The organism is Paenibacillus pinihumi DSM 23905 = JCM 16419, from assembly GCF_000422505.1.
Taxonomy (GTDB): Bacteria; Bacillota; Bacilli; order Paenibacillales; family Paenibacillaceae; genus Paenibacillus_D; species Paenibacillus_D pinihumi.
In genome coordinates this window covers 49,882-63,361 of record NZ_AULX01000035.1, presented here as the reverse complement: position 1 = coordinate 63,361, position 13,480 = coordinate 49,882, and the positions used below count along the sequence as shown (strand labels likewise).

At 50.0% G+C, this 13,480-nt stretch carries 13 protein-coding genes; 8 read left to right on the top strand and 5 right to left on the bottom strand.

Going from position 1 to position 13,480, the window contains the following annotated elements; genetic code table 11:
• A partial coding sequence (locus H583_RS0112660; protein WP_028560800.1) for a helix-turn-helix domain-containing protein occupies window positions 1-282 on the bottom strand: 282 nt, incomplete at its 3' end.
• A gap of 231 nt (window positions 283-513) precedes the next feature.
• On the opposite strand from H583_RS0112660, the gene H583_RS0112655 reads away from it, so the two are divergent.
• The 7 genes from H583_RS0112655 (at window position 514) to H583_RS0112625 (ending at window position 6,563) form a co-directional block, all read left to right on the top strand.
• Entirely contained in the window at window positions 514-1,620 is a 1,107-nt protein-coding gene (locus H583_RS0112655) for a sulfate ABC transporter substrate-binding protein (RefSeq protein WP_028560799.1), read from the top strand.
• Window positions 1,621-1,653: 33 nt separating this feature from the next.
• Window positions 1,654-2,499: a sulfate ABC transporter permease subunit CysT gene (gene cysT / locus H583_RS0112650; protein ID WP_028560798.1), complete on the top strand. Its 846-nt coding sequence runs from the start codon at window positions 1,654-1,656 to the stop codon at window positions 2,497-2,499.
• Between the two features lie 11 nt (window positions 2,500-2,510).
• Window positions 2,511-3,380, top strand: coding sequence for a sulfate ABC transporter permease subunit CysW (gene cysW / locus H583_RS0112645; protein ID WP_028560797.1), 870 nt, complete (start codon window positions 2,511-2,513; stop codon window positions 3,378-3,380).
• A 148-nt stretch (window positions 3,381-3,528) separates the two neighbouring features.
• The gene (locus H583_RS0112640; RefSeq protein ID WP_028560796.1) at window positions 3,529-4,353 is read left to right on the top strand and encodes an alpha/beta hydrolase; all 825 of its coding nucleotides are present in this window, start codon (window positions 3,529-3,531) and stop codon (window positions 4,351-4,353) included.
• Between the two features lie 106 nt (window positions 4,354-4,459).
• Window positions 4,460-4,663: a YezD family protein gene (locus H583_RS0112635; protein ID WP_028560795.1), complete on the top strand. Its 204-nt coding sequence runs from the start codon at window positions 4,460-4,462 to the stop codon at window positions 4,661-4,663.
• Window positions 4,664-4,718: 55 nt separating this feature from the next.
• A complete protein-coding gene (ssuE, locus tag H583_RS0112630; RefSeq protein ID WP_028560794.1) occupies window positions 4,719-5,288 on the top strand; it encodes an NADPH-dependent FMN reductase in 570 nt (189 codons plus the stop codon).
• Between the two features lie 285 nt (window positions 5,289-5,573).
• Complete coding sequence (locus H583_RS0112625; RefSeq protein WP_028560793.1) at window positions 5,574-6,563, top strand: hypothetical protein; 990 nt, start codon at window positions 5,574-5,576, stop codon at window positions 6,561-6,563.
• 147 nt (window positions 6,564-6,710) lie between these two features.
• On the opposite strand, the gene H583_RS0112620 is transcribed toward H583_RS0112625, so the two are convergent.
• Genes H583_RS0112620 through H583_RS0112610 form a run of 3 tightly spaced genes read right to left on the bottom strand, consistent with a single transcriptional unit; the run spans window position 6,711 to window position 9,281 of the window.
• Window positions 6,711-7,493 (bottom strand): ABC transporter permease, encoded by a 783-nt coding sequence (locus H583_RS0112620; protein ID WP_028560792.1) that lies wholly within the window; start codon window positions 7,491-7,493, stop codon window positions 6,711-6,713.
• 7 nt (window positions 7,494-7,500) lie between these two features.
• Window positions 7,501-8,304 carry an ABC transporter permease gene (locus H583_RS0112615; protein ID WP_028560791.1) on the bottom strand — a complete coding sequence of 268 codons (804 nt, stop codon included), beginning with the start codon at window positions 8,302-8,304 and terminating at the stop codon, window positions 7,501-7,503.
• On the bottom strand, window positions 8,301-9,281 hold the full coding sequence (locus tag H583_RS0112610; RefSeq protein WP_028560790.1) for an ABC transporter ATP-binding protein: 981 nt from the start codon (window positions 9,279-9,281) through the stop codon (window positions 8,301-8,303). Before H583_RS0112610 ends, H583_RS0112615 begins: the two co-directional genes overlap by 4 nt.
• A 347-nt stretch (window positions 9,282-9,628) precedes the next feature.
• Here H583_RS0112610 and H583_RS0112605 point away from each other — a divergent pair, with 347 nt between their 5' ends.
• Entirely contained in the window at window positions 9,629-12,268 is a 2,640-nt protein-coding gene (locus tag H583_RS0112605; protein WP_028560789.1) for an SLC13 family permease, read from the top strand.
• Here H583_RS0112605 and H583_RS0112600 read toward each other — a convergent pair.
• A complete protein-coding gene (locus H583_RS0112600; protein WP_028560788.1) occupies window positions 12,234-13,457 on the bottom strand; it encodes an MFS transporter in 1,224 nt (407 codons plus the stop codon). The genes H583_RS0112605 and H583_RS0112600 overlap by 35 nt on opposite strands.
• Window positions 13,458-13,480 lie beyond the last annotated feature (23 nt).

Genomic DNA, 13,480 nt, shown 5'->3' with positions numbered 1-13,480 from the left:
CTCGGCCAAAAGCTCTGCAAAATGACAGTTGTTGCTTCCATGGTATTTCTCCTTGTACAAGGTCACCACCCGTTCCTTGATTTCATCCGCCAGCGCATGGCTCGGTTTCCGACCCCGGTTTCCATGGGCAAGTTTTTGTGCGCCTCCTGTCTGGTAGTTTTTCTTCAACCGGATGACCTGGCGCTGCGTCATCCCCAAGGCTGCCGCTCCTTCCGCATTCGTCATATGTCCCTCAAGAATCTTCTCCACTACGTGTACCTTCTTCAGTTCGGCTTTTGTCAACGTAATTGTCTCCTGTCCCATAGTGACATTATCTCAGAACAGTTATGGGATGACATTATCACAGAAGAATAACATAAATCTTAAAAATGTATTGACACTTAACCCGTCTCCTGATATTATCCATCCATAACCAACTAAACAGGTAGGGATTATTTAAGTTTACGACCAGAGCAACTGGAGTAAATCGCGGACGATCCTGTTCTTGGTTCAAAAATGGAGGGGGATTTTTAAATGAAACAAAAGCTTATGTTTTCTTCCCGCATTCTCACAGTTGCTCTGGCATTTACACTGGCTCTTACCGGCTGTGGATCGGGTTCAGGCAACAGTGGAGGAGGCACCACCGGCACATCCGAAGGCACCTCACAGCAAGAGAAGGCAACTCCAGAGAAAGAGGCCAAAAAGCCCGTCAAATTGCTTAACGTCTCTTATGACCCTACACGTGAACTCTATGACCAATATAACAAGGCTTTTGCTGCGCACTGGAAGGCAGAGACCGGACAGGACGTCACCATTGAACAGTCACATGGCGGCTCAGGCAAACAGGGACGTTCAGTCATTGACGGACTGAAGGCCGATGTCGTCACATTGGCGCTTGGCTACGATATCGACGCCCTGGTTGGGCCGGGACTGCTCGATGATCAATGGCAAAAGCAATTTGAACATAACAGTTCGCCTTATACATCAACCATCGTATTCCTTGTCCGCAAGGGCAATCCGAAGGGCATTAAGGACTGGAATGATCTGATCAAAGATGGCGTAGAGGTGATTACACCAAATCCGAAGACCTCCGGAGGAGCCCGCTGGAACTATTTGGCTGCTTGGGGATACGCACTGAAGCAGAACAGCAATGACGAAGAGAAAGCCAAGGAATTTGTCAAGGAGCTGTTCAAACATGTTCCGGTTTTGGATTCCGGTGCCCGCGGCGCAACGACTACCTTCGTCGAACGGAAACTCGGGGATGTCCTGCTTGCCTGGGAAAATGAAGCGCTTTTGTCGCTCAAGGAATTTGGAGATGATGAATTTGAAATTGTAACGCCGTCGATCAGCATTCTTGCCGAGCCTCCGGTAGCTGTCGTTGATAAAATTGTGGATGAGCGGGGAACCAGAGAAGTTGCCGAAGCCTATCTGCAATACTTGTACAGTGAGGAAGGCCAGGACATTGCAGGTAAAAACTTTTATCGTCCGATCCTGCCTGCTGTAGCGGAGAAATATAAGGATCAGTTCAAGGAAGTAGAACTGCTTCAAATCGATAAGGACTTCCAGGGCTGGAAGGCTGCGCAGGAGAAGCACTTTAATGATGGCGGCACATTTGACCAAATTTATACTCCGGGCTCCTAGCGTGGCGGCCGGTAATAGGGGGACTGACTTCACATGAAAGGTTCCAAACCAAAAGCCAAAGCCAAAAGTGTGCTGCCGGGCTTCGGAATTTCAATGGGTTTTACGATCTTTTACTTATGCCTTATCGTCATTATTCCGTTATCCGCTGTATTTATTAAGACTTCAGGCATGACACTGCCGCAATTTTGGGAGACGATCACCAATCCACGGGTGCTCGCCTCCTACAGGGTAAGCTTCCTGACTGCTTTTGCAGCGGCTCTTATTAATGTCGTGTTCGGGCTTCTGGTCGCCTGGGTACTTGTCAGGTACCGGTTTCCGGGGAAAAAGCTCGTTGACAGCCTGATCGATCTGCCATTTGCCTTGCCGACAGCAGTAGCAGGCATTGCGCTGACGGCAATCTACGCGCCGAACGGATGGGTGGGGAGTCTCCTGCAGCCGCTTGGCATCAAAATTGCTTTCACACCGCTTGGCATTACCATCGCGCTGGTCTTTATCGGGCTGCCTTTTGTGGTGCGGACTGTCCAGCCTGTGCTTCAGGATTTGGAGAAGGATACGGAAGAAGCGGCTGTCATGCTCGGTGCCTACCGGTTGCGGACATTCACCAGGGTGATTCTGCCGGATCTGATTCCGCCGCTGCTGACGGGTTTTGCCATGGCGTTTGCCAGAGGGCTTGGCGAATTCGGATCGGTCGTCTTCATCTCCGGCAATATGCCGCTCAAGACAGAGATTGCACCGCTATTGATCATGACCAAACTTGAACAATATGACTATATGGGAGCAACGGCAATTGCTCTCGTCATGCTGGTCATAGCGTTTATTATGCTGTTGATTATTAATATGCTGCAGTGGTGGTCCGGCCGCCGCACGATTGCAGGATAGGGGGCGAGACAATGGCAGGAGCAGTTACCGCCCATCTGGATCACACAGCAGCGCAGCGTCCCCAGCATATTAATGAATCCGGACTGGTGCGAATCATACTGATCACGATTGCGTTATTGTTTTTGGCTTTGGTAGTCGTATTGCCGCTGGTTACTATCTTTATGGAAGCATTCAAGAAGGGCGTCGACGTGTATGTGGCTTCGGTTACCGAGCCATATGCCCTATCCGCCCTAAAGCTGACGTTACTTACGGCTGTAATTGCGGTACCGCTGAACACGCTGTTTGGCGTTGCGGCAGCCTGGGCGATAACCAAGTTCCGGTTTCGCGGCAAAAACATTCTGATTACCCTGATTGATTTGCCGTTTGCGATCTCTCCGGTTATTGCCGGTCTGATCTTCGTGCTGCTGTTTGGCGCCCAGGGCTTCTTTGGACCTTGGCTGGATGAACGGGGCATTCAGATTATCTTTGCGCTTCCGGGCATTGTGCTGGCAACGATTTTTGTGACCTTCCCGTTCGTAGCGAGGGAGATCATCCCGCTAATGCAGGCACAGGGGACCCAGGAAGAGGAGGCAGCGGCAAGCCTTGGAGCCAGAGGCTGGCAAATCTTTTGGAGAGTTACACTGCCGAATATCAAATGGGGCTTGTTATATGGCATTATTCTATGTAATGCCCGCGCCATGGGCGAGTTCGGTGCTGTATCGGTCGTCTCTGGTCATATTAGAGGACAGACGAACACACTTCCGCTCCATGTGGAAATTTTGTATAATGAATATCAGTTTTCAGCTTCATTCGCAGTAGCATCTTTACTGCTGTTGCTGGCAGTTCTTACGCTGGTGGCCAAGTCCATTATTGAGTGGAAAGCGGAAAAAATAAAATCATAGTAATTCGGTAGGAAAAGTGTTAATATAGATAATATCAAAGCATTGTTGAATCAGCTGCAAGCGATCGGAAGGTCGAATGGCCAGATAAATCCAGGATTCGCTCAGCAAAAATGATCACAATACTTCAAACAGGAGGCGGCGTTGCTGCATGGAGAGAACAATTACAATTAAGAGTGGACAATGGAATTTGGCAGCAACGCTGCACTATCCGGAGACGAATGAGAATTTTAATTCCAGGGAGCGTTATCCCATTATCATTATATGCCATGGCTTCGTAGGCAGCCGAATCGGTACGGATCGGCTTTTCGTCAAATCAGCTCGCGAGTTCAGCAAAAACGGGTACATGGTGTTGCGTTTTGACTATGCCGGCTGCGGTGAGAGTGATGGAGAATACGGGGAGACAGGGCTCGAATCATTCATTGAACAGACCCGCTATATTCTCGATTATGCACTGGATATGGACTGCGTAGACCCGGAGCGGGTAATTCTGCTCGGTCATAGCCTGGGCGGGGCATCGGCCCTGCTGACAGCGGCCAGCGACAAGCGGGTGAAGACACTGGTGCTGTGGGCACCGGTTGCGCATCCATATACGGACATTGTGAAAATTACGGGCCGGGATGTCCATGACAAAGCGATGACTCAAGGAAGTGCAGACTATCTCGGCTATAATCTGCGTCCCGTATTCTTTGAATCGTTGACCAAATATCAGCCGCTGCGTGATTTGAAGGATTTCAACGGTGATGTGCTGCTCGTTCATGGGACTTCCGATGATGTGATTCCGGTCGATTATACGTTTTTATATCAGAAGTTGTTTTGGACCCGTTATGACGGGCAATGCGACAAAGAGGTTATTTTGCAAGGCGACCATACCTTTTCATCACAATCCAGCTTAACGGTATTGCTGAACAGCACAGTCAATTGGCTGCTGGAACTGGAGAGAAAGAAGAGAGATTGGAACGGATGGGTGATCTAGAGGGTAAAATTTGCGTGGGAAACGGCATCATCCGGTTTGCATCTTGAGGATTCCGCCGCTTATTCACCGCATTGATTAAATTTGAAGAATAAGAGGAGAGATTATCATGCCAAAGCCTTTGCACATTGATCAATTTTGGAACGACAGAATATCCGATCAATTAAATGGACTGGAGTACGGCTCGGTACTGATCACCGTCCATGACGGAAGAATTGTACAAATCGACCGTACAGAGCGCAAGCGGTTTGATCCTCCTGCTTCTGCGGAGAATCGGCGCAATGGCGATAATCCGATTAAATCGGTAAAATAGACATTAGGTACTGCATATCAATTACAATTATCATATACAAGGAGAGTGAATGCTGATGGCCAAGGTTGTTGTCATTACCGGAAGTCCTTCCAGAAACTCCAGATTATTCGGCATTGTGGATTATGCAATTCAGGCTCTTGAGCAAAAGGGCTTTGAGGTTACTTCCGTTCATGCTACAGACCTGCCTGCAGAGGACCTGCTGTTTGCCCGGTTTGACAGTCCTGCTATTCAGCAGGCTGTACAGGAAATTTCCACTGCAGATGCTGTTATTGTAGCAAGCCCGGTCTATAAAGCATCTTACACCGGGTTGCTGAAAGCGCTGCTCGATCTTCTCCCGCAAAAGGGGCTGACTGGAAAGCCTGTGCTGCCTTTGTTTATAGGGGGCACCATCGCCCATTTTCTGAGCATTGATTATGCACTGAAGCCTGTTTTATCCTCTCTCGGGGCAAGGCATTTACTGACAGGTGTGTTCGCTGTTGATTCCCAGGTTACCCGCGATGAGCAGGGCGCTGCTGTCCTGAACGATGAGCTTCGTACCCGTCTTGATGTATCCGTTGCCGAATTTGAAGAAATCGTGCGCCTGATTACAAGCAAGTCTCAGGATCAGCAAGCAAGCGCAATCTAGCCATTATCTATCCCAAACAGAAAAGCTCCCGTGAGGAGCTTTTTTTAATATAAGCATTTATAATTTATCTCTTTATAACTGCCTTATATTTTTACGTGAAACGAGGCTTTTGTTTGTCAAAAGACGGCACAGACATTTACGATTGGGTTGTTGCAGCAATTCCTGATATCGGCTAATTTTCGCCTGTATAATTTAAATTTCTCTCATAGTCTTCCTATTAAACAATAGGTAATATAGTAGGAAAACCCATTTCCTGCAAGGGCGATGTTGAAATGAGGATTGCCTGTGAAAAAGGTGCTGGAAGTTGTTTACCCCCCAATTACCTCGTATATGACGCACGCTTCTATCCTCTCTGTCGTTATGAAAGAGGAGCAAGGCATCAACTGGCTGCTGGGCAACTATTTGCAGCTTTCGGTTGTCGATGTTGGCGGCATTGATTTTTTTGCCCTGGAACCACCTTTAAATTGCCCGGTTTTACATTACCAGATCATGGATCATGAACTTGTTGATCATGTATTCCAGGACCCTGTACAATTCGTCATTCACGCTATCGATCAGGACTACTACCTTTTTGTTTTGCTGGACACCTCCCGAATTAAAGCAGTAAATGCCAGTTGGCCTCGTCCGCATCCCGTATTTATTTATGGTTATTGCGAGGAGAGCGAGACCTTCCATATTGGTGAATTTTTTAATGGTAACCGATTTGAATTCTTGAAGATATCCTTTGAGGAATTTCGCAGCAGTTGGACGAGCTATTACGGCCATGATTATTGGTTTAAGGGGAACCGTCTATTTAAATATGCGCACAAAGAAGACTATATCCTGGATTATGAGCGTGTTATAACGTTTATTGACGACTATGTAAACTCACAAAATACGATGCTCGGATTCCATAACTTTAACCGCCATCTCTCCTTCGGCCTGGACGCTGTTGCTGCCCGTCTGAAACTGGAGTTAGCCCGGCTTGGGAGTGGGGAAAGGTTTGATTGGGTGGCGTTCCCGATTATTTGCGACCATAAAGAGGTTATGCAGCTTGCAATACAGCAGTTGGAGAAGAAGGGATATCTGGACAAAAACGCTTCGTACAGCGAGGGATTTCGCCATTTGAAGCAGGAGCTGCTCATTCTGAAAAATCTGTACTTAAAGATCATTTTTAGTGAACAGCCTGGCCAGTTGCAACTCTTGCAATTGAAAGTTAGCCGATGGTTTGAGCAGGAAAAGGAATTTTTAATGAAAATGATAGAGCACTGTCGTGCAAAAACTATTGAATGCTGATAGCCGTCGCTCATACTCCTGGTCAATCAATTCACATTACAAAATCCAACGTCCGGCACACTGCTGCCGGACGTTTTTTAACATGGCTATGCCAAACGATATGCAGCTATTTGACCAAAACAGCTCACCATGCCTTCCGGAATTGCATTAGGACCCTGTCGACCGGTAGTGCCGCACGCCGATGTTCCAGACGAGCAGGCAGGGAAGGATAAAGACGATCCCGGCAACCGGAGCAAGCATATAGAGGATGCCGTTGCCTTCTGTCTTATCCAGAATGTACATCAGAGGCAGGTAGTTGATGCATCCGAACGGAATGACGAAGGTGAAAAAACGTGCAACCCATTTGTGATAAATAGATAGCGGGTACTGCGCCATTTCCCTTCCCCCGTCAGTCAATATATTCGCGACCTCAAGTCCCTGAATTGTCCAGAAGCATAATGTGGCGACCAGCATGAAAATGCCGGTAAAAATAAATACGCCGCAGCCAATCGTCAGAAATAGCGTAAGACCTTTTAACAGCGTCCATTCTACGCTTAGCCTGCTGATAGCGAATACCAGCACGAGCAGGCTCTGGAGGAGCCGACCGGCACGGGTGAATTCAAACTTGGAGCCCAGCACTTGAAGAATAGTGCCGCGCGGACGGACTAGCACACGGTCAAAGTCACCGCTTACAACCAGGCTGGAAAACAGGTCGAATCCACGCCCGAAGCATTCGCTAATTGCAAAGGCCATGTGGATGACCGCAAAGCAGAGTGCAACTTCGGCGAAGCTCCAGCCGCTAATTTGTCCGAACCGCTCAAACAGAAAATACAATCCTGCAAAAACGGACAGCGGAGTCAGGCATTGTCCGAGGGTCAGCAGCCAGAATGATGCCCGGTATTGCATCTGGGATCTAAATAAAATCAAGATATATTTCCAATAAAGTTTCATGCTTTTGCTACCCTCCTTGTACAACAACGTTACGCAGCGCCCTGCTCATCAGCCACTTGCCAAGGGCTAAAAGAACACCCAGCCAGACAACTTGCATCACAATGCCGGTCATTGCTTCATGAGCGGGAATATGTCCGGAGTAGATGCGGAACGGAAAGTCCGCAGTGAAGTGGAAGGGCAGCGTATAAATGATATTTTGAAGCCATTCGGGCAGCAGAGGGATAGGGACAATCATACCGGACAAAAATTCCCCCAGGACGGCGAACATCAGAAATGATCCTGACGGGGATAAAGTGGCAAATACGGAAATGTAAATCAGCATGGATATGGCGGTAACCAGCAGCAAGCCAAGCAGGAGCGAAAGGATGAACAACAGGAAAGCGATGCTGCCAGATGGCAGTGTAAGACGATAAGGGTAAGGCAAGAAGAATGAGACGATCAGAATCGGTGAGCATCGGAGCAAGGCACCGGACAAACGCTGCGCCAGCAGCTTGGCGTACCAGAAGTTATAAAGGCCGCTTGGCCTGCACAGCTCATAGGCAATATTGCCGCTTGTGATCAATTCTGACAGTTCATTATCACGAATCCAGAGCATGACAAGTACCAGAAATGCCTGCTTCAGCCATATGTAAGAGGTAAGCTCCGGCAGGGACATGGGCGGCTGTGACAGCGCCTGGCTGTAGAAGGCCTCAAATACCATAATCGTAATAAAGCCCCAAAAAAATTGTGTGACGACCCCGGCAAGGGCGGCAGAACGATATTGCATCCCGTTGTAAAGGCGCAGTTTGAAGACAGACCAGTACATCCTCATGATAATTGATACTCCTTGTAGAGCTGGACAATCATATCATCGATTGGCTGCGCATCAATGGTGACGTCGACGAGTTCGACCTGGCTGGACAGAACAGCGAGCACCTCGGAGACGACCGTCTCTCCTGTATCAATGCTGAACTGTGCGCGTTCAGGTGACCAGGACAGCATCGAAGCACCGGGAATTACAAGCGGACGGTGGCAGGTGCGATAGTCGGCAGTAATGGTCTTCCGCGTGCCGAATTGGCTGCGCAATCCTTGAAGACTGCCGTCATGCAGCAGCCGTCCCTTGCCGATCAGAATGATACGCGAAGCTAGTGCCTCGATGTCGCTCATATCATGGGTGGTCAGGATGACGGTAACCCCTCTCTCCGCATTAATCGTCTGTATAAAGCGGCGTACAGCGATTTTGGACACGGCATCCAGTCCAATCGTAGGCTCATCGAGAAAGAGCACACTTGGACTATGCAGCAGGGATGCAGCGATTTCGCAGCGCATTCGCTGGCCGAGGCTGAGCTGCCGGACCGGTATGCCGAGCAGTTCCTGAAGTTCAAGGGTCTCCGTCAGCAAGCTCAGATTGCTGCGGTATTCCTGTTCGGACACGTTGTAAATATCGCGCAGCAGCTCGAATGAATCGATAACGGGAACATCCCACCACAGCTGGGAGCGCTGACCGAATACAACGCCGATATGCTTGACGTAAGAGACGCGCTGCTCCCAGGGTGTATATCCCATAATGCTGCATGTGCCGCTATCCGGCACGAGGATACCGCTCATGACTTTGATCGTCGTTGATTTCCCTGCTCCGTTCGGACCGATGTAGCCTACAATTTCTCCCGGCTCGATGGAAAAGGAGATATCCTTGAGAGCCTCGACAACTTTATACTCCCGGTGAAATAATGCTTTGACCGCTTGTCCAAGCCCGGATGAGCGCTTGGCAACACGGAAGGCCTTATGAAGGCCATTGACTGTAATCACGTTATAAATCCTCCATATCTGTATTGGGAAGGAAAATATTATCATCGGGCTTGTAAACTGTCAATCTTTTTTTAGAATTTATTCTTGACATGCATATCAGTCTATGATTTTTCTGTCTTATTAAAGCTTGAAAAAGCGCAATCGTCGCAGTGAATGCCAGCAAATAAATCTCTTGTCATCCTGGCGGGTTTGCCTGAAAATAGAAGAACGGCGAATCGAAACACAAAGGAACTAAAGCTGGCCCGCATTTGTTGTCCGGAACAGACGGATACATGTGGTTTAAACCAGTACGTACCTGATTGGGCGCTTTTACATAGATAGAATTTAGACATGCAGGGGGATTGCAGGTGTCATTGCAAGGGATGGGGATGTTCAGCCAGCTTTCCAACCTGGAGCTCGCCAAGCTTCTGGGAAAGTTGAATAAGGAGAGCGTATCGCCTGGAGAAATGCTATTTGAGCAGGGCGATGCCGGAGATCGGATGTATCTCATTGAATCCGGGAAAATTGAATTGTTCTCGGCAGCGGAGGGTGGCGAGCGACAGCTGCTCACCGTTCTTGGACCGGGAGATGTGCTTGGCGAGATAGCTTTGCTGACCGGGGAGGCGCGGTCAGCCACAGCAATCGCAGCCCAGCCGTCGGTATTATTCAGTATCGACCAGCTCATACTGGATCAGCTTGTAGCCGAGCATCCTGCGGTCTCCTCGTACTTTATCCGGCAGTTGTCGCAGCGGCTTGTTGCTACCAATAGCCGGCTGCAGTCTGCCAAGGAGTCCGAGGTGAGACGGCAGCAGGAGAGATTAGGGCAGCTTCCTGAGTCTGCGCGCAAGCTTGTCATGTGGTGTTCAATAATGGGCAGCGCACCAGTTGCATTGGCTGAGCGAGCCTGCGGGGTGGAGGTGAAAGCCGGGCTGATAGAGCACCCGCAGCTGCTGGAATGGCTTGCTATTGATGGTGAAGGGGAATCACAGCTTCGAATCAGGGATGGCAGCCGTCAACTGATGAAGGAACTTTGCAAGCTAACCTATGGTCATAGGGTGATGAGCGAATGGCTTGAAGCAGCCATACAAGAATGTAAATCTTTATCGCTCTGGACGGACAAGATTCTGCTTCATGGGGAGCAGGAGAATTGGGAGACATTGCTGGGAGATCTGGAGCTGTACAGCCAAGAGATTCCAGCTTCTCGGCAGCAGGAGCTGCTCCGGCTGTTGCAAGCTTGCCCTGTTAATGTGCTTGCAGCAAGCTTCCGAAGCCTCGAGGTGTTCTTGAACTGGAGCCGGCAGTATGCGCCAGATAATGGTCTTGCTGTACTTGAAGAGGTGCTGGAGAAGAAGGCGCAGAACCTCACACGGATGGAACGGATAGTTTTGTACGGACTGGGGGCGGAGCTGGCCTTGCATGCAGGCCGCAAGCAGCTTGCGCGCCGCTATTTTCAACTTGCGGAAGTGGAGCCGGGGACGGAGTCAGCTGCCATCCGGGGAGAGTCTGGTTACAATCTGTCCAGACTGAAGCTGAATCGGCAGCGTTCCGAACTGCTGGCCGGAAGCGCGGGCCGTCTGCTCAAGCGCAACCGGCTGACAGTGCTGTTTGCAGTCCTGTTCGCATTGGCATCCATAATACTGTTTGCTTATTTGGAGCCGGTTGGCGGTTTGTCCCATGAGGCGATGCGATTCATAGGGATTGCTATTGCCGCTGTCATTTTGTGGATTATCAATGTTGTGCCTGATTACCTGGTCGGATTGGGAATGGTCATGCTGTGGATTACCGGAGGGCTGGTGACGACGGAGGCAGCCTTGTCGGGCTTCGGCTCAACGACCTGGCTGTTCATGATTTTCATCATGGCACTGAGCGCCGCGATTACGAAATCCGGCATCCTCTACCGGCTGTCACTGAACGCGCTGAAGCGATTCCCGCCAGGTTACCGGGGTCAGATGTGGGGAATTATTGCCGGGGGAATGATCATGAATCCGATGATCCCGTCCTCTTCAGCCAAAGTATCGCTCGGTGTCCCCATTGGCAGAACGCTGTCGGAATCCATGGGATTGGCAGACGGCAGCAAGGGTGCGGCGGGCTTTGGGCTGGCGGCCATGATTTTTTACGGTTTTACCGCCCCCTTTGTGCTTACAGGCTCTTACACGAATGTTATGGCATACGGTCTGGTAAGCAAAAGTGAGCCCGTTTCCTGGCTGGAGTGGTTCCTGTATGCGCTGCCCGGATTCGTCATTTTCTCGGCAGTCATGATTGCGGTGCTTCTGCGAATGTTTGGACGTACGACAGCCCCCCGGCCGATCTCGCCGGAGGTGCTGGATGAGCAGCTTAGGCTGCTTGGTCCGTTGTCCAGAGTGGAGGGGATGACGCTCGCCGCCGTCATTGGCTGCATTGGACTGATGATCCTGCAGCCGGTGCATGGTGTGGACAGTACCTGGATCATGTTAGGGGGATTTGCCTTGCTGATTATTAGCGGAGTGCTGGACCAGCGTACATTAACCTCAGGAATTGACTGGACGTTCCTGCTGTTCCTGGGCGTTGCCTTCAGCTTCTCCGCAGCTGTTGACCAGCTTGGCATTGCAACTGCAATGTCGGGGTTCTTGAAAGAGTATATCGGGTGGGTTGCCGCTTCACCGGTGCTGTTCCTGACAGCAGTTGTTTTGATTTCGTTTATTGTGACGCTTGTCATCCGGGATGACCCGGCGGTAATCCTGCTGTTGACTGCGTTGCTCCCTATCGGGTCTGAGCTAGGCATTCACCCCTGGGTGCTTGTATTTGTTATCTTGCTGTCGACGGACCCGTTCTTTTTCACCTATCAGTCGCCAACCTATTTGACGGCTTACTACAGCTCAGGGGGGAAGGCCTTCACTCACCGGCAGGGACAGCTCACCGCACTTGCGTATGGCCTGGCCGTCCTGCTCGTTACGGTATGTCTGTTCCCTATTGGAAATGGCTTGGTCTCCTTGACTAAACAGGCTTTTCCTTGGACGCTCCGGGCTTGATTGCCAGCAGGGCGGTCAGCCCGGCAGCAGCAGACACCGCAGTGAAAGTATAGAACAGGGCGGGAGCATGGTTCATAATCAGTGCGGCGATGAGAGGGCCGCTTGCAACACCGATAAATCTCATGCTGCTGTACAGCGATGTAATGGTGCCGCGCTGCTCTTTTTCAATACCTTCTGTAATCAGGGCATCGAGGCAGGGAAGGGAGAGTCCGATTCCCATTCCTGCACCGGATAACAGCAGCAGCAGACTTATTTTATGTGCCGGATTCCATATCGCAATGACCAGCAGCGCCGCGAATTGAATGACGATACCCGCTACCGTCACCCATTTCATGCGCTGCTTGTTTTTGCCGACGAATTTCCCTCCTATGAACGATGACAGGCATACAGCGACAAGAGGTATGGACAGGAGCAGCCCTTTCCAGATGCTTTTAATCTGATGACGGTCCTCCAGAATATTGGAGAGGTAAAATAAAAAGCCGAACAGCACAAACATGGCGATGCCGCCAATGGCAAAAATCGCATACAGCCAGCGTCCTTCCTCTTTTAGCAGCTTTTTGACCCCGGCAATGAATTCACGGAATGCCATTGGGTTGTTGTCCGAATTCGATTTTGGAGCTTTGACTAGCCATGCAACCGCAACAATGGAGATTAGACAGACGAACGGGATAATTAGAAAAGGGAAATACCATAGCACCATTGCGAGGGCTGAGCCAATAATCGGACTGAGTACTTTGCCCATCGTATTGGAGGTCTCCACGATGCCAAGGCTGCTGCTGACATCCTCTTCATTTTTGAACATATCGCCAATGAGCGGCAGCACAATCGGAAAGGCGCCAGCGGCACCAATTCCCTGAATGAACCGGCCGGCCAAAATAATCCAATAGGCAGCTAACCCCTGGAACAACCAGGCACCAAGACCGGACACCACGCCTCCTGCTGCAGCAATGATCAGGCTGGGAATGATGATTTTTTTCCGACCAAAACAGTCGGATAAATAGCCGGCAATCGGGATGAAAATAATCGCTACCGCAGCATAGACGGTAATAATCAAGCTTCCTTGGGCGGAACTGATGTGAAGTTTTTTCTCCATCAAGGGGAGCACCGGAATCAGCATGGAATTGGCTAACGTCATAATTACAGGAATCGATGCGATTGCTGCTAAATCCCACTTTTTTTTGGCTTGCAAGCTTTTGTCCCACCTTTCCATCG

What these genes read in the sequence shown, in the direction of transcription:
- H583_RS0112655 (WP_028560799.1), top strand. Translation starts at nt 514, where the DNA reads ATGAAACAAAAGCTTATGTTTTCTTCCCGCATTCTCACAGTTGCTCTG.
- cysT (WP_028560798.1), top strand. Translation starts at nt 1,654, where the DNA reads ATGAAAGGTTCCAAACCAAAAGCCAAAGCCAAAAGTGTGCTGCCGGGC.
- cysW (WP_028560797.1), top strand. Translation starts at nt 2,511, where the DNA reads ATGGCAGGAGCAGTTACCGCCCATCTGGATCACACAGCAGCGCAGCGT.
- H583_RS0112640 (WP_028560796.1), top strand. Translation starts at nt 3,529, where the DNA reads ATGGAGAGAACAATTACAATTAAGAGTGGACAATGGAATTTGGCAGCA.
- H583_RS0112635 (WP_028560795.1), top strand. Translation starts at nt 4,460, where the DNA reads ATGCCAAAGCCTTTGCACATTGATCAATTTTGGAACGACAGAATATCC.
- ssuE (WP_028560794.1), top strand. Translation starts at nt 4,719, where the DNA reads ATGGCCAAGGTTGTTGTCATTACCGGAAGTCCTTCCAGAAACTCCAGA.
- H583_RS0112620 (WP_028560792.1), bottom strand. Translation starts at nt 7,493, where the DNA reads ATGAAACTTTATTGGAAATATATCTTGATTTTATTTAGATCCCAGATG.
- H583_RS0112615 (WP_028560791.1), bottom strand. Translation starts at nt 8,304, where the DNA reads ATGAGGATGTACTGGTCTGTCTTCAAACTGCGCCTTTACAACGGGATG.